The organism is Mesorhizobium sp. P2_C4 (assembly GCF_056404575.1).
On record NZ_JBFUDT010000003.1, the window covers coordinates 603094 to 624815 of the forward strand.

Here is a 21722-nt window from a genome sequence, read left to right on the forward strand (position 1 = left end):
CGTTCGACCGGCGCGAGCCACCTTTCGCCTCTCCCGCTTTACCCAGCCTTTGGCCTCATCAACGCGGTTCCGTAGGTCAGCAGGAAGCTGGCAAATGCTGCCACCCATGCGGCGCCGGCCATCTCGATCACCACGTCATAGCGGGTGAAGGCAGCCAGAATTCGCAACGTTCCCGCCAGAAGGATGGTGGCGAAGATGAACAAGGCGCCTTTGCCGGCCTTGAGCTTTTGCCCGGTGTGCCCAAGCGTCGCGCGGGTCATCACTGCAAGCGTCATTGAGCCCACCGCGCCAGTCCCGAGAGCATGAAGCCCCGCCGCCGCCGGCACAGCATCGGGAAAGAAGATCGACGCCGAAACCAGGGCAAGACCGATCGGCACGAAGGCATAGGCAAGATGGAGAACCAGCACCAATCGATCCCGCAATGTACGCTCGCCAGCCCAGCGCGACAGACGCCACGCCTGGCAGGCTGCCGCGACGGCCATGAGCGTTCCTGACGCGCCGTGGTCAGGAGCGAGCGTCCACGCTGCCAACGCCATGGCTGAGATGACAAGCGACGCGATGTCGAAACGATCGAACGGCGCGGGAAGCCTGCCAGGATTTTGGCGAACGAGCCAGTTGCGGGTGAAGCTCGGAATGATGCGCCCTCCGATCAGCGAGATAAGCATGATCGCTGAGGCCATGCCGAGCCTGCGGCTGATATCGGATGTTCCTTCAAGGTGCGCCTCGACATGGAACGCGCCGTTGGCGCACGCCAGTACGGCAAGCGGCAGCAGCACCTTGAGATTGCGCCAGTTGCGCCCGGCGACGATCTCGCGCGCCGCCGCCGCAGCGACCGCAAGCAGAAAAGAGCCATCGATCATAGCGGCTGTCTGCCAGCCGATATCCGCCGAGAAGAAGACAGCGATGCGGCCGGCAAGCCACAGGGCAACCAGTGCCAGCAGCGGCAGGCCTTGCACCGGCAGCCGGCCGGTCCAGTTCGGAATGGCGGTCAGCAGCAACCCGGTGACGATCGCCGGCAGATAGCCGAACAGCATCTCGTGGATGTGCCAGTCGACGGGAACAAAGACACTATGAGCGTCGAGTTCGCCCGCATACATCGGCAGCCAAAGCAGGATTGAGAGCGCGGCATAAAGCGACCCGAGGAAGAAGAAGGGCCTGAACCCGTAGGAAAGAAATGCAGGCCCGGTGTAGGCCCGAAGGCGGGGAATTCCCATGATTTGCATCCTCAAACGACAGGGCCGGATGAACCGCCGTCCTCGGTCCATCCGGCCCGCGCCTGCCCTTTCATGGGGCAGGAATGGTTGTGTCGATTGCTGGTCAGTTGGCGGGAATCTGGGTGAACAGATCCGCGAACACCGTCTTTGCCTTGCCCGCGTGCTTGACTGCCTTGGCGGCATCGAGGTTGACCGGCTTGCCCACAACGATGAGTGCGACCATGCCCATGCCGTAGTGAGGCGCGCATTTGACGCCGTACACACCTTCCTGGGTCAGTGTGACGGTGATCTCCTCGTTGGGCTTTCCCTTGAAAGCTTCAGCGCCGTCCGGGAGCATGCCCTTGATCGACTCCGCGTCATGGCTCTTGTCGGTTGGCACGAACTTCACGGTGTCGCCAGGAGCCGCCTGAACGAAGGCTGGCTGGAAAACCATTGCGCCTTTTTCACCCTTGTTGAGCATTTGCACCACATGCTCTGCGGCACTTGCGCCGCTGGCGAGCGCGAGGATGGAGACTGCGGCGGCGAGGATGGAGAGTTTCATCGATTTATCCTTTGTTTCGTCTTCGCGGCGTTGCGCCGTTCCATGCCATCTAGCCTGATGTGGCCGGGGACAATTTGCGCTGGCGCAAACTCGGGATAAGAAAGGTTTGCCGCACGATTGGTGCGGACTGTAGGGCTGTGGGGAAATCCGCTTGGTTGCACTGGACCGATCGCTGATATCGCAGCTGCCGCTCTTCCAGGGGATGGCGCCCGAGGAGCAAACCGAGATTCTCAAAGGCGCTCGATCGTCACGCTACGCCAAGGACTCGGCGATCTTCGAGCAGGAAACCGAGGCCCATTCGTTTTTCGTGCTGATCTCTGGCCACATACGTGTCGTCCGCACCACACCGGATGGGCAGCAGGTCATCGCCAGATACATCAGCGAAGGCGAAATTTTTGGTGTCGCCGCAGCACTTGGCCGGACGACCTATCCCGCCAGTGCTGTCGCGGCGGTGGACTGCGTGGTGCTGGCCTGGTCCAACGCACTTTGGCCGGAACTGGTGCGACGGTTTCCGGTGTTTGGAGCAAGCACCTACAGGACAGTCGGAAACAGGCTGCAAGAGGCCCAGACGCGAGTGGTGGAGATGTCCACGGAGCAGGTGGAGCAGAGGGTCGCGCATGCCTTGTTGCGATTGGCAAACCAGACCGGCCGAAAGACAGAAAGCGGCATCGAAATCGATTTCCCGATTTCGAGGCAGGACATTGCCGAGATGACGGGAACGACGCTGCATACCGTCAGCCGCCTGCTCAGCAAGTGGGAAGACAATGGAATAATTGTCAGCGGGCGCCAGAAAGTCACCGTGAAGGATGCGCATCGCCTTGTGGTTCTGGCCGAGAACCGGAACAAGGGGTGATCCTCACCGTTCGCCTCGAACAGCCGATTCCAGGTCCAGAATGAAGCGTGTCTCATCGATCCGATGTTCGTGGCATGCTTCGGCCACGGTATGGAAAGTGCCGATCGGGCAGCCAACGCAAAGCATCCTGTAGCTCAGCATCACCGTTACCGTTGCCGGCCATTTCCGCATGATCTCATCGACGACCATGTCCCGACTGATCGAACTGAGTTCCTTCACGATAGCGTCTCCGCGATTTGCGAAGCCCCGTGATATATCGCGCGCGCGCCGCCTTCGTTGCGCTTTCGCAACTTCGTAGAACTGGCGCCGAGCCCTCTCGAGTTTATCTCGCGGGAGGACAAGCACCCATGGCAAAGGCCGGGATCAAGGTCGCAAGACTATCAGATGGCAGTCCCAACGACGGCACCGATACCGGCGGTCAGCGCCATTGCCAGCGCGCCCCAGAAGGTGACGCGAACAGTTGCCCTCAACACATTGGCGCCGCCGGCCTTGGCACCAATGGCGCCCAGAACCGCCAGGAACAGGAGCGAGGCAACAGACACCGTTGCGGCAAGCAAGGCGGACGGCGAAACAAACACCATCGCCAATGGCATGGCCGCGCCAACCGAAAATGCAGCTGCAGAGGTCAGCGCGGCCTGTATCGGTCGGGCTGTCGTCACCTCGGATATGCCGAGTTCGTCACGAGCGTGGGCGCCAAGCGCGTCCTTCGCCATCAATTGGTCGGCGACCTGCAAGGCCAAGGTTGGCTCAAGGCCACGTTTGACATAGATCTCCGCAAGTTCCTGTCGCTCGAAGTCTGGCTGCGTCGCCAACTCCCCTTTTTCACGCGCAAGGTCGGCTTGTTCGGTATCGGACTGCGAACTGACGGAGACATACTCGCCGGCCGCCATCGACATCGCACCGGCGACCAGTCCGGCAACGCCGGCCACCAGAACATTGGAGGCTGCGGCATTGGCCGCCGCCACGCCAACGATCAGGCTGGCCGTCGAGACAATGCCGTCATTGGCGCCGAGCACGGCGGCGCGCAGCCAGCCGACGCGGGATACGAGGTGGTTTTCGTTGTGCAGTCGGCTCATGACATCACCGCGCGCGCCGTCCGGCAGGGCGCAGCATCCTGACCAGCACATCCGATTTCACATAGAAATGTTGCCACAGCGCCGCTGCCGCATGGAGGCCGACGACGATGATGATCACCGGCTTGGCGAGTTCATGAATCTCCCCCATCGCTCGAAGGCTGAAGTACCATGCCAGCGCCCCGGTGATCGGCATCCCGAAAATGAAAAGATACAGCAGGAAATGGGCGGCCGCGGCAATCCGTTTCAGCAGCACGCTTTCTTCGGGCGGCGCCGCCGGCACACCGTCCCATAGACGGACTGCAATCCGCCAGATCGCCAGCACCAGAACGGCCAAACCGACATAGACATGAATGTTCGCGTTGAAGATGTCGCCAACTGCCGGCTCGGTGCCGCGCGAGAACGCCCGGTAAGCCGGCTTGATGTCCTCACCGATTACAAGCTGCAGGACGATCAGCACCGCGATTGTCCAATGCAGCACTATCTGGGTTCCGGAGTATCCGGTCGGTTCGTTGGCAACAGTCATAAGCAGCCACCTCGTTTGGGAGAACCTTCCTACCTCGCTGCTTATGCGACGATCTTGATCTAGGACAAGTCAATTTCCCCTAGAGCTTTCACGGCCGTTGCTGTTCGACCTCGGCTGACAGCCAGTTGTCAGCTTGGTCGTGAAATATTGCATCCGAAGCGAACCGGATGGGTCGCCTCAGCAAGCTTCAAAGTGGAAACACAATTCCGATGAAACAGATTGCCCTGTCACTTTTGGTGATCGCCGCCTCCGGCGCCTATGTCTGGGATCAGGCCGGCAAACAGTCAGCCGACGATGTGCTTGGTTCGGTACTGCCAGCCGACGCGACAGAGGTGCCCGCCGCGCCGGCGCCGATGTTCCGGACCTTGCCGGCGCCCTCACCCCAGCTCAGAACAAGGTTCCCTATTGCGGGCATAGCTGTTGCCGCCAGGCGGCCAAATAATCCCGTCAAGCAGACAGCGGTTCCGGTGGCACCACAACCATCGCCGGCCACACCGGACCAGCCAGTGGCGCCGACTGTCACAGATCCGGCGTCATCGACCCTCTCATTCGCCGTGACTCCAGCCGTCTACATACCAGTCCCGCAGCCGAGGCCGACTTATCCGGATGCGGCCGCACGTCTTGTCCCGGTGGGTATGAAGGTCGCCACACAGGGCTATGCCGACGGTGTCTACACCGGCCCGCCCGCCGATGCCTATTACGGCATCATCCAGATTCAAGCCCTCGTCCAAGGTGGGCAGCTTACTGCGCTGAAGGTTCTGAAATACCCATCCGACCGCCGCACCTCCATCAACATCAACAGGCAGGCGTTGCCCATGCTGCGCGACGAAGCGATCCGCGCCCAAAGCGCCAATGTCGACATTATTTCGGGTGCGACGCTGACCAGCAGGGCCTTCATTCAGTCATTGCGCGGCGCGCTGAAGAAAGCGTCGTCCTAGGTCCATGCGTGAAACGCGCATTTTGATGGGAATGCCCGTTACGGTCGACATAGGCGGCGCGTCGAATGGGGAGCTGATCGAGACGGTCTTTGGCTATTTCGAGCATATCGACCGCCGCTTCAGCACATACCGGGCCGACAGCGAAATCATGGCCATCAACCGCGGCGACGTTCCGGTCGCCGAGTGGAGCGGTGAGATGGCGGAAGTGTTTGCTCTCGCGCGGCAGACGAAAGACGAGACGGACGGATACTTCGACATTCGCAAGCCCGACGGGTCGCTCGATCCTTCCGGCATCGTCAAGGGCTGGGCCATCCGCAACGCGGCAGCCATCGTTCAGCGAGCCGGCATAAGCGATTTCTTCATCGAGGCGGGAGGTGACGTGCAGTCCTGCGGCAAGAATGCCTCGGGCCAGCACTGGAGCGTCGGCATCCGCAATCCCTTCAACACCCAAGAGATCGTAAAGATCGTCTATCCCCGCAGCCGCGGTGTGGCGACCTCCGGAACCTATGTCCGCGGTCAACACATCTACAACCCGCATGGAATTGGCTGTCCGATCCATGACATCGTCAGCCTGACCGTCATCGGCGCCGATGTGCTCGAAGCCGATCGTTTCGCCACTGCTGCCTTCGCCATGGGCCGGGACGGCGTTCTTTTCATCGAGCAGACGCCTGGCTTGGAGGGCTATGTCATAGACAGCAATGGCCGCGCCACGCCGACAACCGGGTTCGGAGCCCTTTGCCTGCCATGATCAAAACCATCGACCGATTTCTCGATCACCTGACCATGTACCGGCTGGTCCTCTACTATCTGATGGCGCTGGTCGGCGTAGCGCTCGTGCTCGGCTTCGCCAAGCTGGTGCCACATGATCCGATTGCGTTCGCCTTCACGACGGCTTTGGCGCTGGCCGCCTGCTGGCTCACCAACAAGATTTTTGCGCGGATATTCGAGGTTCCGGCCAACAACGAGTCCGTCTACATCACCGCGCTCATCCTAGCGCTCATCTTCGATCCGGTAGCGGTCACAGACATGAAGGGGATCGCGGCGGTGGCATTCGCGTCCGTCTGGGCGATTTCATCCAAATTCATTCTCGCCATCGGCCGGAAGCACCTTTTCAATCCGGCTGCGCTGGGCGTGGCGCTGTCCGCGCTGCTGCTCGACCAACCAGCCACCTGGTGGGTTGGCGGCAATCTGCCGTTGCTTCCGCTCGTTCTCTTCGGCGGCATGCTCATTGTCCGCAAACTGCGCCGGCTTGATCTTGTCTCGACCTTTGTTGCAGTGGCGCTGGCGACCATTCTGGCAACCAGCGATCCGTCGCAGCACTGGACCGCGCTTACGGAGACACTGGGTTCGTCGCCTCTGCTGTTCTTTGCCTTTGTGATGCTGACCGAGCCGTTGACGGCACCGACGATGCGATGGCCGCGGATCGCCTTTGCCGCCATCGTCGGCTTTCTGTTTGCTCCCAACATCCATATCGACTCATACTATTTCACCCCGGAACTGGCGCTGCTCGCCGGCAACCTGTTTGCTTATGCGGCGGGACCCAAGGGACGCTTCGTGCTGACGCTCGAACGCATCGAGCAATCGGCCGCAGACAGCTTTGACTTCATCTTCCGGTCGCCGCGCAAGCTCGCCTTTGAGGCCGGCCAGTATCTCGAATGGACGCTTGGCCTCGATCGTGCCGACAATCGCGGCAACCGCCGTTATTTCACGGTGGCCTCGGCGCCCACGGAGGAAACGGTCCGCCTCGGCGTCAAGTTCTATCCGCAATCAAGCGCCTTCAAGCGCGAATTGATGACAATGAAGCCCGGCGGCACGATCCACGCCGCACAACTGGCGGGCAACTTCACGCTGCCCGCCCGACGTGACACCAAGATCGCCTTCCTGGCCGGAGGCATCGGCATCACGCCGTTCCGCTCGATGCTGCAATATCTCCTCGACCGCAAGGAGCGGCGACCGATCGTCATCCTATACGGAACGGAGGGACAGCAGGACATCGCATATGGCGACGTGCTTGGCGCGGCCGGACAGGAACTTGGCATCAAGACGGTCCACGCTGTGGCGCGCGGTGGCGAGCGCGGGCAGTATCCCGGATACATCGACGAGCGCCTGATACGTCTGGCCATACCCGACTACCTCGAGCGCACTTTCTACATTTCCGGCCCGCAGGCGATGGTCAAGGCGCTGCGCCGGAAACTTCTGGCCATGGGTGTTCGCCGCTCGAAGATAAAGGTCGACTACTTCCCGGGTTTTGCCTGAAGCACGCTCAACTGTGTCGCGGCAAGGAAATGGTCACGACCAGACCCGGATCGGCGTTGGCCATGGCAAGGCGTCCGCCATAAGCTTCGACGATGTCGGAAACGATGGCCAGGCCAAGGCCGCCGCTGCCGCCCTTGCTGTCGAGCTGGACGCCACGCGACAAGGCGGACTCCCGATCGGCATCCGGTATGCCGGGGCCATCATCGGCGACAGTGACGATCACCTCGCCAGCGGTGGCGGATGCATCGACACGGACTGTCGACTCTGCATAGCGCGCGGCGTTCTCGACCAGATTACCCAGGATTTCCGATAGGTCGCCTTCATCGATCGGCGCAATAAGATCTTCCGCGACCTCCATCGTGAAAGAAAGCTGCTTGCCGCTTGGCGTCCGTTTGACGACGGCAACGACGCCAGCAGCTACGTCAGACACCAGGCAGGCTGCCTTGCCCGAGACACCGGGTGCGAGGCGGGCGCGTGCGAGCTCCCGCTCGACATGGCGCCGGATCGCTCCCGCGCTCTTCTCGATCTCATCGGCCAGATCCGTCTCACCTTTCTTGCGCAAGGCACGGATGTCGGCCGACAGCACTTGCAGCGGCGTCTTGAGGCCGTGCGCCAGATCGGTAGCGCGCGATCGCGCCCGCGCCAGAGCCTTCTCCTGCGCATCGAGAAGACGATTGATTTCGTCCGCGAGCGGCTGCACCTCGCTTGGTGCCACCACATCGAGCCGTGCCGCTCGCTGTGCAATCACGCTTCCGACTGCGATCCGCAAAGTCACCAGCGGCGCAAGGCCGATGGTGATCTGGATGAAAAACGCAGCCATGAGGACTGCAGCGAGCATCAGGAGAGCCGGAGCGAGGTCGCGAACATATTCGCTTACAGACGCCTCAACGGTTCGATGATCTTCCGCCACGATGGCGCGAAAGGAGCGGCCGCCGGCATCGATGATCGTACGCTCGACCGCAATACTGAGTTCGCCGCCCGGGCCTGTGAACTCCTCGACCGTTCGCAGCCCACCACTTGCGCTCCGGGCAGGCAGGAGCAGTTGTGCGTCCCACAAGGATCGCGAACGCTCGAGGCTGCCGGTGGCGATGTCCTCTACCTGCCAGTAGTAACCGGAGAGGGGATTGGCAAACCGCGGGTCGGTCAGCACTGGAGTTACGACAAGTCGGCCATCGCTTGTAAAGGTCGTTGCACCGATCAGTTCGTTGAGGTCGACGGTCAGCTCGCCCACCACGCGCCGCTCGACGTGAAGTTCGAACAGATAGCGCAAACCCGCGCCGGCGATGCCGAGTGCGACAAGAATCGAGATGGTTGCCGCCAACCATAGTCGGAAGCGGATCGAGTTGCCCATCAGGCGGGATCATCGGGCATCAGGTACCCGAACCCGCGTCTTGTCTCGATGACATCGCTGCCGAGCTTCCGTCGCAGCCGCGCTACAATGACCTCGATTGCGTTCGGATCGCGGTCATTGCCTGAATCGTAAAGATGCTCAGCCAGTTCGGTCGGCGCCACCACCCGCCCGGCATGGTGCATCAGAAACGCCAGGAGCCGGTACTCCAACGGCGACAGGGAAACGGGAATGCCGCGAAGCGAAATGCGCATCTGGCGCGTGTCCAGAAGCAGCGGGCCGGACTTCAAGACGGGTGCCGCCTGCCCTGCCGAACGACGCAGGATGGCGCGCAACCGGGCGAGCAGTTCTTCCATTTCAAAAGGCTTGGGAAGATAGTCGTCAGCACCGGAGTTGATGCCCTCCACTCGCTCTGTCCACATCCCCCTTGCGGTGAGGATGAGAACCGGAAACCGGCGGGCGTTGGCTCGCCAGCGTTTCAAGATCGTGAGGCCATCGAGTTTGGGCAATCCGAGATCCAGAATCGCGGCATCATAATTCTCGACATCGCCTGCGAACCAGGCAGCTTCACCATCCTTCACGACATCGACCGCCATTCCGGACGCCTTGAGGGCGGTCGCAATATCGGCAGCGATACGGGGTTCGTCTTCTGCGAGGAGGATCTTCATCAGTCACCCTCCCCATCGCGCATGATGACACCGGCGCTGGCGTCGACTTCGACGGTCCTTCGCCGGCCATCGGCACCGACGACCTGGAACCGGTAGACCCATTTGTTGGCCCTGCGGATGAGATCGACCGCAACAACATCGCCGGGAGCTTTGGCGCGCACAACGTCCAGTATGTCGGCAAGGCCCTTGATTTCGCCGTGTTCGTACAAATCCCGTGCACGGTCATGGTCGCCGTCATCGTCCTCATCGGCACGTGCAACGAGAGGCATGGCCAGGACAAGTCCAGCGAGACCCAGCACCGCCAAACGCTTCAATCGGCTTTTCATCGGTAAGGCATGTCGCACGTTGAAGCTTTCAATTTGCTGTCAGTCATTCTCAGTCCGCAGCAAGCAGAGGGTCCATATCAAGGCATTATCGCGTCCAATCATGGCCGCGCCGAGAAGGATACCAGACCATGCGCAATTCCATGTTTGCCCTTGCAGCACTTGCGGGCCTCACGATCTTTGCCCTGCCGGCGGCCGCCGAATCGGATGAGGGATCATGTGGGGCGCCATCGTCCGTTGCCCCTTCCGGCCCGATCGACCTGCAGGCCATCCCGATGCAGGACGCAACCACCCCGAAAGCCATCAAGGGGGATGACGATGCGTGCGATGACCGGCAGGGCGATGAGGCCGACGAAAACGATTAGCTCTCTCGCTCGCAGCGCCGCCCGCCACAGCACCTAGCCCCGCAAATGTCGTTGGCCAAGGCTCGCTGCACGGCTAGCAATTATCCAAAGTACCTACCAATTTCTGGAGCGTCTTCGTGATCCCCATTCAACACATCCACCCCGTTCTTGTTCATTTCCCTATTGTTCTGATCTACACGCTTGCGGCTATCGACCTTGTGGCTTTGGCTGGCGGCAACGCCGTCACCAGGAAATCGGGCGCCGGCACGATCTCTACTTTTGTGGCCCTTGCTGCCGGGGTGTTCGCCATTGGGACCTGGTTCTTCGGCGGTCTGGCCCTGGATCACGCCGAAGCGGCCGGCTTCAGCAGCGACATCGCGGAAGTCCACGAAAGCCTGGGGGGTATTACTGCCTTTGCCTTCTTGATTTGGGGACTTGTAAGGCTCGCACTTTGGATCCGGAATCGCGAGTTTCGAACGGTATCGATCGCCATTCCTCTGATTGAAATTTGCGGAGCGGTGCTGGTCACTGCGACGGCCTACTACGGTGGACTGCTTGTCTACGAACTTGGCGTGAATGTCGCCAAGACCGCGATCGCTGGTTGACCGGCAGGCGCCCGTCATTCGCGACCCCACATTTGGACCATTTGCCTTGATGGCAAAATGATTCAGATCAAGGCGCTTGATGCACGGGAATTCTAAGAAGCCGGAGGTTTGGCAAACTCCGGAGAGCGAACATGCAAGCCGAAGCCATAATGAGCAAGCCGGTCGTCGGCATAGACCCGTCCGCATCGATCGCCGAGGCGGCCGGGTTGATGCTCTTCAAAAAGATTAGCGGCTTTCCCGTCATTCGCGGCGACGGCACCCTGGTGGGGATGGTCAGCGAGGGCGATTTCCTGCGTCGCGGAGAACTGGGCACGCAGCGCAAGCGCTCGCGCTGGCTGGAGTTTCTCGTCAGCCCCGGAAAGGCCGCAGATGAATATGTCCACGCCAATGGGCGACGGATCGAGGAAGTGATGTCGCAAGATGTCGTCACGGCTCCCCCCACCGCATCGCTGGCCGAGGTCGTCGAGCTCATGATGCGCCACCACATCAAACGCATTCCGGTCGTCGACGCTGGGAAAGTCGTGGGTATCATCACCCGCTCTGACCTTTTGCGGGCATTGCTCAGCGTCCTTCCCGATGCCGCCCCTGCAGCCATCGATGACGAACAGATTCGGCAGGACATCATGACCGAGCTAGCGACACAGAAATGGGCCGGCAAGGACTTGATCAACGTGACGGTGAACAATGGCGTGGTGAAACTGACCGGCGCCATTTTCGACGAACGTGAGCGCCAGGCGGCCATTGTTGCGGCCGAAAACGTCGCCGGCGTCAAAGCGGTCGAGGACCATCTCTTTTGCGCCGATCCCGTGTCCGCCATCCTTGTTTCGTAGCGGTGGCAGGACCAACACCGAGTTGATATCGCGAGCCGCCGTGCCACCGGGTTATAACGTCGCATTCGAGGATCGGCCCAGCGGCAAAACAGGTCGCGCCTCCACCTGCGGTCGGTTTTCATTGCCAGCCGACAGTTCGCGCAGGCTTCGCCGCACTCAGATCGCGGCTAGAAGTATCAATGGCCGAAGAAGCATCAGGGCGAATGCGACAAGCGCTGCGCCCGCGACTCTCTCTGCCATTCTTTTGCCTCCGCTGAAGCGCCGACCTAGCAAAAGCCACACCGATCCGGTGGCGGCTGTCATCACCAGGAGCGCAACCCAGAAGATCCCCAGAGCGCGCGGTTCGATGTTGATCGGCACGATAGCCAGGCAATAAATAAAGGCCTTCGGGTTCAAGGCACTGGTCGCCGCAACAGAAATGGCGTCGCCGTTTTGGGACGCGTTGATCCGAGCGCCCGCCGTCAGACGTAGGCCAAGAAACACGAGCCACGCGGCTGCAACCAGCCTAAGGATTTGAATGGCATCCGGTGACACAACGGGACGCAGCGAAAACCAGCATGCGGATGCGATCCCGTATCCGCATGCCTGAGCGACCAAAAGCTTGATCGCATTCGCTCGTTTGACTGCCCCCGCCATCAAAAGGGCGTTGGTTGGCCCTGGCGCGACAAAGAGCAGAGATGCTTCTAGAATAAATAGAGTGTCCAAACTGCCTGATCCTGTGGGATGAAAACCCATCAACTGCAAAAAGTCGGTTTGCATTGGCTCCGTCAAGACACGGACGGCACGAAATCCTCAAGGCTGATCTGCTCGATGTACTACCGTTTGCCGGCTGCGTGCTGCAGTCGTGCGATCAGGTCGCTGTTGCGGCAGTAGTCCGGCGGAACATCGGCATGCTGATGTTCGTCAAGCCAGGTCGAACATTCATCCTGGTGCCCGCAGGAACGACAGCGGTCCACAGCCCGATTGGTGACGCCCGCGTGATCCGCCACCGATTTCAATTGTTTGTCGACGCCGAGCTTCTGCATCATGCGACCCATCAGAGCGGTTCTGGCGTCAACCGAAATCAGGTAATCGAGAAAGGTCATGTTGATCACTCCTGCCTGCTGGCCATCCTTGGCACTGTTGGTGGCCGATGGCGTTGATCTCGATCAACAGGCTGTGTGGCGCAAAACCGAAGCGACAAGGCGGTCGAGAAAGGGCCGCTGACCGGCAAGCAGTTTTTGCCGGGCCAGGTCTAGATCCAGCCATTCACCGCGATCCACCTCAGAAAAAGATTGCATGCGGCCGCTGCGTCGAGGCCATTCCATCTCAAACATGTTGCTGCGCAACGTCGTGGTATCGAAATCGCCTTCCAGCGCAAAAGCAGTGATGAGTTTGCTCTTTCGCTGGCGCAACTCACCCAGATTGAGCAGGGTCCCGTTGGGTTCCCAGCCTGTCTCTTCCGAGAATTCGCGCCGCGCCGCGGCTTCCGGCAGCTCGCCCTCGTCGTACTCGCCCTTGGCGATGGACCAGGCGCCAAGATCGCGGCTTTGCCAGAATGGGCCGCCAGGATGGACGAGCAGCACCTGCAGCGCCTTGGTCGATCTACGATAGGGCAGAATGCCCGCGCTCCTTTTCATCATCGCTCAAGCCTCCCCAAGCGCCTACGATCTCGGATAGGCCGCATGAGGCTTGGGCCCTCGGTCGATCAGCTGCCCCGCCCTCTTCCGATGCGACTGGCGGCTCTCTTGGCTGAAAAACCAGCGCTTGGTCGCCTCGGAGGCCAGCAGATAGAGCGCGGTGATTGCGACAAGCCCGGCAAGCACCGGTAGCGGCAAGGGTACGAAGCCGAACCAGGCTGCAAACGGCAGATAGGGAAACATGATCGCGACAACCCCGACACCCAATGTAAGCCAGGCAAGCAACGGGCTTGGACGGCTCGCCCAGAAAGCCCTGTGCGTACGCACAATGAGCACGATGGCAAGCTCCGTCAGCAGCGACTCGACAAACCAGGCGGTCTGGAATGCCGCCTCCGTGACATGCGCGAAGAACAGAAGGAAGGCGAAGGTCGCGAAGTCGAACAGCGAACTGACCAGGCCAAAGCTGATCATGAACCGCCGCACGAAACGAATGTCCCAGTGGCGGGGTCGGCGCAGTTGGTCGGTATCGACATTGTCGCTTGCGATGGCAAGCGAAGGAACGTCTGAAAGGAAATTGTTGAGCAGTATCTGCTTTGCCAGAAGCGGCAAGAAAGGCAGGAACAGCGAGGCGACAGCCATGCTGATCATGTTGCCGAAATTGGCGCTGGTGGTGATTGAAATGTATTTCATCGTATTGGCGAACGTCTTGCGGCCGTCGTCGACGCCGCGCACGAGCACGCCAAGATCTTGCTTGAGAAGGATGATATCGGCCGCTTCGCGCGCGACATCAACAGCGGTGTCGACCGAGATGCCTATGTCTGCCTCATGAAGGGCGGGCGCATCATTGATGCCGTCGCCGAGGTAACCGACGACATTGCCCCTGCTGCGCAAGGCTTGGACGATGCGCTCCTTCTGGTTGGGGTCGATCTCAACGAAGAGATCGGTGTGCTGCACGCCCGCAAAGAGCGCGCTCTTGGTCAATTTCGAAAGCTCCTCGCCGGTCATGATCCTGTTGGCGTGCAAGCCGACCGCCTGGGCAAGATGTGCGGCAACGTAACGGTTGTCGCCCGAAATGACCTTCACCGCGATGCCGCGGTGGGCGAGCTCGGCAAGTGTCTCCCTGACGCCTTCCTTTGGTGGGTCGAGGAAAAGCAGGAAGCCCGCGAAGACGAGATCGATTTCGTCTTTCCTGCTGAACGTTTTTCGGCTCTCAAATCGACGGATTGCCAGGCCCAGGACGCGGTAGCCGTCCGCGCTCCAGCGCCGGAATTTTTCGTCGATCGCCGCACGCCGCTTCTCATCGAGGGGTTCCAGCCCCTTCGCTGTGCGGACGAAGCCACACGTCGCGAGGACATTTGGCACGGCGCCTTTGGTGATCAGAAGATCTTCGGCATGCTTGGTCCGCACAACCACGGATAGGCGCTTGCGAATGAAATCATAGGGGATCTCGTCGACCTTGGTGAAAGCGGCCAATGATGCGCCCTCGCCTGGCGCACCGGCGATCGCTTCGTCCAGCGGGTTCTTCAATCCGGTCTGCAGGGTCGCATTGAGACGCGCCCAAAGCAGGATGTCGGTTGATGGATTGCCGTCGATATCAAGCCACCCGTCGAGATGGATCACGCCTTCCGTCAGCGTGCCGGTCTTGTCGGTGCACAGCACATCCATGCTGCCCAGATTCTCGATGGCGTCGAGACGGCGCACGATGACGCCATTGGCAGCCATCGCCCGAGCCCCTCTAGCCAGCGTCACACTGATGATGGCCGGCAGGAGTTCCGGCGTAAGACCGACCGCCAGTGCCAGCGAAAACAGCAGCGATTCCATCAGCGGTCGATGCAGCATCAGGTTGGCGAAGAACACCAGGATGACAATCGCCAGCATGATCTCGGTCATCAGATAGCCGAACAGTCTTATGCCCCGGGCAAACCCGGTTTCCGGGATTTGGCGCTCCAGGGCCGCAGCGATCGATGCGAATTCAGTGCTGGCGCCGGTGGCTGCCGCAAGCACGGTTGCAGTGCCGCTGCGAACCGATGTGCCGGTGAAAACGGCATTGCTGCGCTGTGCGACGGAAGCCTCGGGCGCCGACCGTCCCGGTGCCTTCACAACGGGAAAGGTTTCGCCGGTCAGCACGGCCTCGCTGACATTGAAATCGCGCGCATCCAGAATAATACCGTCCGCAGGAATGAGGTTTCCGGCCGACAGGCGGATCAAGTCGCCCGGCACGATATCTTCGGCAGCAATCGAACACTCGGCACTATCACGCAACACGATTGCCCTGCGCGAGATGCGCTGTTTCAGTGCTTCGGTCGCCCGGGACGCACCATACTCCTGGGTGAAACTCAGGACGCAGCTTGCCAGCACGATCGCGCTGATGATCGCAGCCTCCTGGCCCTCTCCCACGAAGGCCGACACGCTGGCGGCGAAAATGAGGATCAGGACCAGCGGGCTACGGAACTGGCGGGCAAACACGATCAGGGCCGACGTGCTCGACTTCGACGCCGGTGTGTTTCGGCCGAATCTTGCGAGCCTCGATGCGGCCTCGGAACCAGCCAGGCCCGAGGCAGATGTCTCGAGGCGGCGCAGGAGCTCATTGGTCTCAATCGACCAATAGGCACCGTCTGGCGGGACGGATGGCAGGTCAGCTTCGCCTACCATCAATACGACATGAAGCGATTGATGCTGCTCTCTTCGATCAGCGTGCGGGTGACGCCGCCAAACGCCCATTCCCGCAAGCGGCTATGGCCATAGGCGCCAGAGACGATCAGGTCCGCGTGGATCGAGCGGGCGAATGTCAGCAACCGGTCGCCGTCAGCTTCGCCAGCGATCAACTCGGTTCGCGCCTTGATGCCATGATGTTCAAGAAAGACGGCTACATCGTCGAGGCTGTCACGGCTGGTTTCGTCGCGGTTGGTGTCTATCGTGGCGACGACAACTTCGTTGGCCTTGGCCAGAAATGGCAGTCCGTCCGCGATGGCACGCCGTGCCTCCCTGGTGTCCTTCCATGCAACCAGTACGGTTTTTGCACGGATATGCTCGATATTGCCCGCGGTGACCAGCACTGGCCGTCCTGCACCGAGCGCGAGGCTGCCGATATCCACGGCGCGAAAGACGTTGTCTCCATCCACGCCGCCGGTGACGATGAGGTCGGCCGCTCTGGCCGAAGCGCTGAGGAACCGGGTCGGACTGCAGACCGCTTGCCCCCATTCACTGGTAATCGAAGCTGGCACCAGATCCTCGAACTCGGCACGCAATTCCGCAAGCCGCATTTCGATTTCCGTTCTCTGGATCTGCATGACCTCGCCTTCGTAGACCATGCCGTCGCCTGTGGCGACCAGCGGCGGGACATCAGCCGCCGCCAAGCCAACAAGATGGGCGCCAAATCGTTCGGCAAGTTCGATCCCGACCCGCACAACCGGTGCGGGGGGCGCATCGATGGCGAGGTTCACGATGATTGACTTGTAGGACATTGCGGGTGCCTTTCGCTGAAACGGTCGAATGCGTGATGAATTGCATTCGCCGGCGCCCGATGCCTTGATGCGTATCAAGGACCCGCCAATTGCATCTGTGTTTGAAAAAGCGCCGGTTTCGATCCGTTTTGCGTGTGCGGCGAGAAGTGATAGTTAGCCCTGGTAGCACCGTCTCGAACCCAGGAACTTCAGGTGATCAAAGACGAAGAGCTCAGTCTGTCGCCCGGCGGGACGACGCTGAAATCACTTTTGTCACGAATGTTCGATCAGGCTCCGGGCTTTATTGCGCTCATCCGCGAGCCAGGTCACATTTTCGACCTGACCAATGCAGCCTACCAGCGATTGATCGGCAACAGGCAAGTGATTGGAAAGTCGGTGCGGGAGGCCTTTCCTGAGCTCGAAGGACATGAGTTTTTCGAACATCTGGACCACGTGTACACGACCGGCGAGCCATACAGGGGCCAAGGCGTAAAGGTCGGTCTTCGCAACAAAGTCGACGAGCCGGTCGAAGAACGCATCCTGGATTTCGTCTATCAGCCGATCAAGGCCGACGACGGCCGTATCACCGCGATCTTTGTTGAAGGCACGGATGTCAGCGACCTGTCCTTTGCAAACGCCGCACTTCGGTTGCGTGAGGACCATTTGCGATCGATCCTGGCCACAGTGCCGGACGCTATGGTGGTTATCGACGAACAGGGCCGGATCCAGTCCTTCAGCACGGCTGCCGAAACGCTGTTCGGCTATCAGTCAGGCGAGGTCATTGGCAAAAACGTCAACATACTGATGCCTTCGCCCTATCGCGATGAGCATGATGCCTATCTGCTGCGCTACCTGACGACGGGAGAACGCCGGATCATCGGGCTCGGCCGCACTGTTACCGGCGCGCGCAAGGACGGTACCACTTTTCCGATGGAGCTTTCCGTTGGCGAGATGCATCCGGGAACCGGACGCTTCTTTACCGGCTTTTGCCGCGACCTGACCGAACGCCACCGGGCAGAAGCGAGAATCCAGGAGCAGCAGCAGGAGCTGCTGCACATGGCGCGGTTTACCGCACTCGGCGAAATGGCCTCGACGCTTGCTCATGAGATCAACCAGCCACTAACGGCGATCACGAACTACCTCAAGGGCAGTCGTCGGCTGCTCGAGAAGAGCACGGAAGAGAACGCGCCCATGCTGCGGGATGCCGTGGACAAGGCAGCCGAGCAGGCACTACGTGCAGGCGACGTCATACGTCATTTGAGGGATTTTGTTGCAAGAGGCGAAAGCGAGCGTCAGGTTGAGCGATTGCCCGCGCTGATCGAGGAAGCCTCATCCCTCGCCCTGGTCGGTGCAAGGGAGATTAATCTCCTCGTCAGCTACAAGCTTGACCCCGCCGCCGAACTGGTCTTGACCGATCGCATCCAGATTCAGCAGGTTCTGCTCAACCTGATGCGCAACGCGGTGGAGGCCATGCAGGGCGCGCCGCGCCGCGAATTGAAAGTCACAACCGTTGCCCGGGATGATGGGATGGCCGAGGTGAGCGTGATCGATACCGGCCCAGGCCTCGCCCCGGAGGTTGCGGCGCAACTTTTCCAGCCGTTTGTAACCACCAAGAAGCAAGGCATGGGTGTTGGCCTTTCCATTTGCCGCACGATCGTTGAATCGCACGGTGGTCACATATGGGCTGAGGCAGTGCCGGCTGGGGGCACCGCCTTTCGGTTCACCTTGCGCATCGTGAGAAAAGAAGAGGTCTCCAGTGGCCGATAGTAATCTGGTGCACGTGGTCGACGACGACGTCGATGTTCGCAAGTCGCTCGGTTTTCTCCTGGCCACAGCAGACTTCGCTGTGCGCTTGCACGAATCGGCCACAGCTTTTCTCTCGACGGCACAGAGCAATCTCGACGGCTGCATTGTCACCGACGTGCGCATGCCGGGCATAGACGGCATCGAGTTCCTGCGCCAGCTCAGAACAAGTGGACATACAATTCCGGTGATTGTCATGACGGGCCATGCCGATGTGGCGCTTGCCGTACAGGCGATGAAGGAAGGCGCTTCCGATTTCATCGAAAAACCGTTCGACGACGAGGTGCTTATTGGCTCGATTCGCTCCGCGCTGGCCAACCGCAACCAGGTCAATGCTGCGCATCCGCAATCTGCGGAAATCCGCGGGCGTCTGTCGACCTTGTCAGAGCGCGAGCGGCAGGTGCTGGACGGGCTAGTTTCGGGTCTGCCGAACAAGACGATCGCCTATGACCTCGGAATCAGCCCGCGCACGGTCGAGATCCATCGCGCCAACGTCATGAGCAAGATGGGCGCAGGCAGCCTATCACACCTTGTGCGCATGGCGCTGATCGTGGAAACCAGATCCTAGGGAGAGCCTTCGAGAGGTTTGTCAAATCGGGCCTTGGCCTGTTCCGGTTCCCAGTCGCGCCAATGGGTCGGCCGAATGTCAACACGAGCGCCGGTGGTGGCATTCCTCCACCCTTCGCGATCCTTTATGCAAGGAAATACGAGCGCATGCTCCCCCTCTTCGTCGAAGACGGCCAGTTCGAGGTCGCGACCAGACGGTGCGCTTAGGATTGGGTTCCACATCGGGCAATGATCTCTAAAGCGAAGGTGGGCGCTTTGATCTGGATCATTTCCGAAATTGAGCGATACGATTTTCTGCAAGACGGATGTCAGTCATTGCGGCACCGGCCGGATCGTCGTTTCGTATCAGTTGGGCGCCGTCGGACGACATCTCCGCGTTTGACACGCATCAAGGTCCTTGCCCTTCCGTTGTGGCTAGCTCGCTTCGACGCAAAAGGGTTGCCGCAATGGCTTTCAAAACGATCATGGTTCAGCTGGACGTGGACGGCATCACCGCGCCATGTATCTCGATGGCGTGGGATCTTGCTCAACGGCATGATGCCGATCTGATCGGCTTCTGTGCGGCCGAGCCTCATTTCGTCATCCCAACTGGCGTCGACAATCAGGCCTCGGCTAGGGCGATGTGGGCTCAAGTGGAGCAGATTGAAGGCCGCCTCGACTGCTTGAAAGAAGAATTTCTTACTACCGTCAACGGCAGCAATCGTGCCTCGTGGCGTGGCGAAATAGGGAACCCGACGGCTCAGCTTGCGCTCAACGCACGTGCCGCCGACCTGATCATAACCGGCTCGCCTTCGATCGATCTGGTGAGCGACCATCACCGCACCCTGGATACGGCAAGTCTCATCCTGGCAGCCGGCCGCCCGATACTTGTGGCGTCGGAGACTCGTGCCTCGATCAAGGCCGAAAGCATCTTGATTGCATGGAACGACACGCGGGAAGCGCGACGCTCCGTCGTCGACGCCTTGCCCTTCCTGATCGCCGCCACGGAAGTCGTTCTCGCCACCGTGAACAACGGGGACACCACACCTGCCGAAGATCTTGCGGACGTCGAGCTCTTCCTGACACGACACGGCGTAAAGGCGCGATCGGAAATCTTGGATGCACGGCGCTCCCAACCGTCGGACCTGCTCCTCCGGATCGGCCAGGAGATTTCGGCCGATCTGATTGTTCTGGGTGGCTATGGCCACAGCCGCGTGCGGGAAATGACCTTTGGCGGCGTGACGCGTTCTGTCCTGGGCAGCGGATCACTGCATCGGTTCATATCGAACTGAGCCAAAAGACATCTCAGGCCCCCTGATATTGACATGAATCAAGGTCGGCTTTTCGCGCAAACCGCTACACAGTCCAGGCAGCGGGGGCGGCGCGGCGGTATCAGTGAATGCTCAATAGGCAAAGGTAAGTCGACATGAATTATCAGCGGTTCTTCGAAGAAGCGATCGACCAGCTCCATGCCGAGCGTCGCTACCGCGTCTTCGCCGACCTCGAGCGCATCGTCGGCAAATTCCCGCGTGCCATCTGGCGTTCCAACGGCCGCGCCGAGGAAATCACTGTCTGGTGCTCCAACGACTATCTCGGCATGGGCCAGCACCCTGACGTCATCGCCGCGTTCCAGGCCGCAGCCGGCAAGATGGGGTCCGGCGCCGGCGGCACCCGCAACATTTCGGGCACCAGCAACCCGCTGGTCGAGCTCGAGCTGGAACTGGCCGACCTGCACGACAAGGAAGCGGCACTGGTCTTCACCTCCGGCTTCGTCTCCAACGAAGCCTCGATCTCGACCATTGCGCGGCTTTTGCCCAATTGCCTGATCATCTCGGACGAGCTGAACCACGCTTCGATGATCGAAGGCGTGCGGCGCTCGGGCGCCGAGAAGAAGATTTTCCGCCACAATGACGTCGCCCATCTCGAAAGCCTGCTGCAGGCGGCCGGCCGCGAACGCGCCAAGCTGATCGTCTTCGAGAGCGTCTATTCGATGGATGGCGATATCGCGCCAATCCGGCAGATCGTCGAGCTGGCCGAGCGCTACAACGCCATGACCTATATCGACGAGGTTCACGCCGTCGGCATGTACGGACCGCGCGGCGGCGGCATCACCGAGCGCGAAGGCCTGGCCGACCGCATCGACATCATCGAAGGCACGCTGGCCAAGGCATTCGGCACGCTCGGCGGCTACATCACCGGTACAAGTGCGGTGATCGACGCCGTGCGCTCCTATGCGCCGGGCTTCATTTTCACCACGGCGCTGCCGCCGGCCGTCGCCGCTGCCGCCACCACCTCGATCCGCCACCTGAAGCGCTCGCAGGCCGAGCGCGACGCGCAACTGCGCCAGGCGACGCGGACCAAGCAGGTTCTGGCCGCCGCCGGCCTGCCGGTGCTGGAGTCGCCGACCCACATCGTGCCGCTGCTGGTCGGCGATCCCGAGCTCTGCAAGATGGCCAGCGACCGCCTGCTCGGCGTGCACGGCATCTACATTCAGCCGATCAACTACCCGACCGTGCCACGCGGCACCGAACGGCTGCGCATCACGCCGACGCCGTTCCACACCGATGCGCTGATCGCCTCGCTGCAGGACGCACTGGTCGAGACCTGGGACGCGCTCGGCATCCCCTATGGTTCGGCAGGCCGGCCATCGGTGGCCAAGAGCGACCGCATCATTCCGCTATTGGTGCCGAAGTCTGGCGGCTAGACGCCGCCTCCTCAAACGGTCTTCATCCATTTCGCCAGCCGGTGCGCGGCTTCCTCGAGCCGGTCGAGGCAGCGGTGGATGCATAATC

At 60.8% G+C, this 21722-nt stretch carries 24 protein-coding genes; 11 read left to right on the forward strand and 13 right to left on the reverse strand.

What is annotated here, in order from left to right:
- Positions 1-38: 38 nt before the first annotated feature.
- Together AC1DX6_RS15545 and AC1DX6_RS15550 are read right to left on the reverse strand one after the other, a co-directional pair.
- Positions 39-1214, reverse strand: coding sequence for an NnrS family protein (locus tag AC1DX6_RS15545; RefSeq protein ID WP_477314721.1), 1176 nt, complete (start codon positions 1212-1214; stop codon positions 39-41).
- A 103-nt stretch (positions 1215-1317) separates the two neighbouring features.
- Positions 1318-1755 (reverse strand): pseudoazurin, encoded by a 438-nt coding sequence (locus AC1DX6_RS15550; RefSeq protein WP_477314723.1) that lies wholly within the window; start codon positions 1753-1755, stop codon positions 1318-1320.
- A gap of 151 nt (positions 1756-1906) precedes the next feature.
- Here AC1DX6_RS15550 and AC1DX6_RS15555 point away from each other — a divergent pair, with 151 nt between their 5' ends.
- Positions 1907-2608: a Crp/Fnr family transcriptional regulator gene (locus AC1DX6_RS15555; protein WP_477314725.1), complete on the forward strand. Its 702-nt coding sequence runs from the start codon at positions 1907-1909 to the stop codon at positions 2606-2608.
- Positions 2609-2611: 3 nt separating this feature from the next.
- Here the strand turns inward: AC1DX6_RS15555 and AC1DX6_RS15560 are convergent, their stop codons facing one another.
- From AC1DX6_RS15560 to AC1DX6_RS15570, 3 genes are all read right to left on the reverse strand, one after another.
- Complete coding sequence (locus tag AC1DX6_RS15560) at positions 2612-2827, reverse strand: DUF1858 domain-containing protein (protein WP_477314727.1); 216 nt, start codon at positions 2825-2827, stop codon at positions 2612-2614.
- Between the two features lie 161 nt (positions 2828-2988).
- Complete coding sequence (locus AC1DX6_RS15565; protein ID WP_477314729.1) at positions 2989-3684, reverse strand: VIT1/CCC1 transporter family protein; 696 nt, start codon at positions 3682-3684, stop codon at positions 2989-2991.
- 4 nt (positions 3685-3688) lie between these two features.
- A complete protein-coding gene (locus tag AC1DX6_RS15570; protein ID WP_477314731.1) occupies positions 3689-4207 on the reverse strand; it encodes a cytochrome b in 519 nt (172 codons plus the stop codon).
- Between the two features lie 167 nt (positions 4208-4374).
- On the opposite strand from AC1DX6_RS15570, the gene AC1DX6_RS15575 reads away from it, so the two are divergent.
- Genes AC1DX6_RS15575 through AC1DX6_RS15585 form a run of 3 tightly spaced genes read left to right on the forward strand, consistent with a single transcriptional unit; the run spans position 4375 to position 7401 of the window.
- The gene (locus AC1DX6_RS15575) at positions 4375-5145 is read left to right on the forward strand and encodes an FMN-binding protein (protein WP_477314733.1); all 771 of its coding nucleotides are present in this window, start codon (positions 4375-4377) and stop codon (positions 5143-5145) included.
- Between the two features lie 25 nt (positions 5146-5170).
- Entirely contained in the window at positions 5171-5893 is a 723-nt protein-coding gene (locus AC1DX6_RS15580) for an FAD:protein FMN transferase (RefSeq protein WP_477314735.1), read from the forward strand.
- Positions 5890-7401, forward strand: coding sequence for an RnfABCDGE type electron transport complex subunit D (locus AC1DX6_RS15585; RefSeq protein ID WP_477314737.1), 1512 nt, complete (start codon positions 5890-5892; stop codon positions 7399-7401). Before AC1DX6_RS15580 ends, AC1DX6_RS15585 begins: the two co-directional genes overlap by 4 nt.
- Positions 7402-7408: 7 nt before the next feature.
- Here the strand turns inward: AC1DX6_RS15585 and AC1DX6_RS15590 are convergent, their stop codons facing one another.
- From AC1DX6_RS15590 to AC1DX6_RS15600, 3 genes are all read right to left on the reverse strand, one after another.
- Positions 7409-8671: a sensor histidine kinase gene (locus tag AC1DX6_RS15590; RefSeq protein WP_477314739.1), complete on the reverse strand. Its 1263-nt coding sequence runs from the start codon at positions 8669-8671 to the stop codon at positions 7409-7411.
- An 80-nt stretch (positions 8672-8751) separates the two neighbouring features.
- Complete coding sequence (locus AC1DX6_RS15595; protein ID WP_477314741.1) at positions 8752-9417, reverse strand: response regulator transcription factor; 666 nt, start codon at positions 9415-9417, stop codon at positions 8752-8754.
- Complete coding sequence (locus AC1DX6_RS15600; RefSeq protein WP_477314743.1) at positions 9417-9731, reverse strand: PepSY domain-containing protein; 315 nt, start codon at positions 9729-9731, stop codon at positions 9417-9419. Before AC1DX6_RS15600 ends, AC1DX6_RS15595 begins: the two co-directional genes overlap by 1 nt.
- 140 nt (positions 9732-9871) lie before the next feature.
- Between AC1DX6_RS15600 and AC1DX6_RS15605 the strand changes: the two genes are divergently transcribed.
- From AC1DX6_RS15605 to AC1DX6_RS15615, 3 genes are all read left to right on the forward strand, one after another.
- Positions 9872-10105 carry a hypothetical protein gene (locus tag AC1DX6_RS15605; protein WP_477314745.1) on the forward strand — a complete coding sequence of 78 codons (234 nt, stop codon included), beginning with the start codon at positions 9872-9874 and terminating at the stop codon, positions 10103-10105.
- A gap of 116 nt (positions 10106-10221) precedes the next feature.
- Complete coding sequence (locus tag AC1DX6_RS15610; protein ID WP_477314747.1) at positions 10222-10689, forward strand: DUF2231 domain-containing protein; 468 nt, start codon at positions 10222-10224, stop codon at positions 10687-10689.
- A 131-nt stretch (positions 10690-10820) separates the two neighbouring features.
- Complete coding sequence (locus AC1DX6_RS15615) at positions 10821-11519, forward strand: CBS domain-containing protein (protein WP_477314749.1); 699 nt, start codon at positions 10821-10823, stop codon at positions 11517-11519.
- A 156-nt stretch (positions 11520-11675) separates the two neighbouring features.
- Here AC1DX6_RS15615 and AC1DX6_RS15620 read toward each other — a convergent pair whose 3' ends face one another.
- The 5 genes from AC1DX6_RS15620 to AC1DX6_RS15640 all read right to left on the reverse strand — a co-directional run bounded on the left by AC1DX6_RS15620 (position 11676) and on the right by AC1DX6_RS15640 (position 16602).
- Entirely contained in the window at positions 11676-12278 is a 603-nt protein-coding gene (locus AC1DX6_RS15620) for a hypothetical protein (protein WP_477314751.1), read from the reverse strand.
- A 56-nt stretch (positions 12279-12334) separates the two neighbouring features.
- The gene (locus tag AC1DX6_RS15625) at positions 12335-12604 is read right to left on the reverse strand and encodes a DUF6455 family protein (RefSeq protein WP_477314753.1); all 270 of its coding nucleotides are present in this window, start codon (positions 12602-12604) and stop codon (positions 12335-12337) included.
- A gap of 63 nt (positions 12605-12667) precedes the next feature.
- The gene (locus AC1DX6_RS15630; protein ID WP_477314755.1) at positions 12668-13141 is read right to left on the reverse strand and encodes an NUDIX hydrolase; all 474 of its coding nucleotides are present in this window, start codon (positions 13139-13141) and stop codon (positions 12668-12670) included.
- A 21-nt stretch (positions 13142-13162) separates the two neighbouring features.
- On the reverse strand, positions 13163-15790 hold the full coding sequence (gene mgtA / locus AC1DX6_RS15635) for a magnesium-translocating P-type ATPase (protein WP_477314757.1): 2628 nt from the start codon (positions 15788-15790) through the stop codon (positions 13163-13165).
- Positions 15790-16602: a universal stress protein gene (locus AC1DX6_RS15640; RefSeq protein ID WP_477315125.1), complete on the reverse strand. Its 813-nt coding sequence runs from the start codon at positions 16600-16602 to the stop codon at positions 15790-15792. The genes mgtA and AC1DX6_RS15640 overlap by 1 nt, the downstream gene beginning before the upstream one ends.
- A gap of 258 nt (positions 16603-16860) precedes the next feature.
- On the opposite strand from AC1DX6_RS15640, the gene AC1DX6_RS15645 reads away from it, so the two are divergent.
- The 4 genes from AC1DX6_RS15645 to hemA all read left to right on the forward strand — a co-directional run bounded on the left by AC1DX6_RS15645 (position 16861) and on the right by hemA (position 21634).
- Positions 16861-18348: a PAS domain S-box protein gene (locus AC1DX6_RS15645; RefSeq protein ID WP_477315127.1), complete on the forward strand. Its 1488-nt coding sequence runs from the start codon at positions 16861-16863 to the stop codon at positions 18346-18348.
- A complete protein-coding gene (gene fixJ, locus AC1DX6_RS15650; protein WP_477314759.1) occupies positions 18338-18952 on the forward strand; it encodes a response regulator FixJ in 615 nt (204 codons plus the stop codon). Before AC1DX6_RS15645 ends, fixJ begins: the two co-directional genes overlap by 11 nt.
- 445 nt (positions 18953-19397) lie before the next feature.
- Positions 19398-20222: a universal stress protein gene (locus AC1DX6_RS15655; protein WP_477314761.1), complete on the forward strand. Its 825-nt coding sequence runs from the start codon at positions 19398-19400 to the stop codon at positions 20220-20222.
- A gap of 134 nt (positions 20223-20356) precedes the next feature.
- Entirely contained in the window at positions 20357-21634 is a 1278-nt protein-coding gene (gene hemA, locus AC1DX6_RS15660; protein ID WP_477314763.1) for a 5-aminolevulinate synthase, read from the forward strand.
- Positions 21635-21722 lie beyond the last annotated feature (88 nt).

Coding starts and splice junctions, on each gene's coding strand:
- AC1DX6_RS15640 (WP_477315125.1), bottom strand. CDS start 16,602: ATGTCCTACAAGTCAATCATCGTGAACCTCGCCATCGATGCGCCCCCC.
- AC1DX6_RS15630 (WP_477314755.1), bottom strand. CDS start 13,141: ATGATGAAAAGGAGCGCGGGCATTCTGCCCTATCGTAGATCGACCAAG.
- AC1DX6_RS15615 (WP_477314749.1), top strand. CDS start 10,821: ATGCAAGCCGAAGCCATAATGAGCAAGCCGGTCGTCGGCATAGACCCG.
- AC1DX6_RS15655 (WP_477314761.1), top strand. CDS start 19,398: ATGGCTTTCAAAACGATCATGGTTCAGCTGGACGTGGACGGCATCACC.
- AC1DX6_RS15605 (WP_477314745.1), top strand. CDS start 9,872: ATGCGCAATTCCATGTTTGCCCTTGCAGCACTTGCGGGCCTCACGATC.
- AC1DX6_RS15585 (WP_477314737.1), top strand. CDS start 5,890: ATGATCAAAACCATCGACCGATTTCTCGATCACCTGACCATGTACCGG.
- hemA (WP_477314763.1), top strand. CDS start 20,357: ATGAATTATCAGCGGTTCTTCGAAGAAGCGATCGACCAGCTCCATGCC.
- AC1DX6_RS15565 (WP_477314729.1), bottom strand. CDS start 3,684: ATGAGCCGACTGCACAACGAAAACCACCTCGTATCCCGCGTCGGCTGG.
- AC1DX6_RS15625 (WP_477314753.1), bottom strand. CDS start 12,604: ATGACCTTTCTCGATTACCTGATTTCGGTTGACGCCAGAACCGCTCTG.
- AC1DX6_RS15645 (WP_477315127.1), top strand. CDS start 16,861: ATGTTCGATCAGGCTCCGGGCTTTATTGCGCTCATCCGCGAGCCAGGT.
- AC1DX6_RS15580 (WP_477314735.1), top strand. CDS start 5,171: ATGGGAATGCCCGTTACGGTCGACATAGGCGGCGCGTCGAATGGGGAG.
- AC1DX6_RS15570 (WP_477314731.1), bottom strand. CDS start 4,207: ATGACTGTTGCCAACGAACCGACCGGATACTCCGGAACCCAGATAGTG.
- AC1DX6_RS15620 (WP_477314751.1), bottom strand. CDS start 12,278: ATGCAAACCGACTTTTTGCAGTTGATGGGTTTTCATCCCACAGGATCA.
- AC1DX6_RS15545 (WP_477314721.1), bottom strand. CDS start 1,214: ATGGGAATTCCCCGCCTTCGGGCCTACACCGGGCCTGCATTTCTTTCC.
- AC1DX6_RS15550 (WP_477314723.1), bottom strand. CDS start 1,755: ATGAAACTCTCCATCCTCGCCGCCGCAGTCTCCATCCTCGCGCTCGCC.
- AC1DX6_RS15575 (WP_477314733.1), top strand. CDS start 4,375: ATGGGTCGCCTCAGCAAGCTTCAAAGTGGAAACACAATTCCGATGAAA.
- AC1DX6_RS15595 (WP_477314741.1), bottom strand. CDS start 9,417: ATGAAGATCCTCCTCGCAGAAGACGAACCCCGTATCGCTGCCGATATT.
- mgtA (WP_477314757.1), bottom strand. CDS start 15,790: ATGGTAGGCGAAGCTGACCTGCCATCCGTCCCGCCAGACGGTGCCTAT.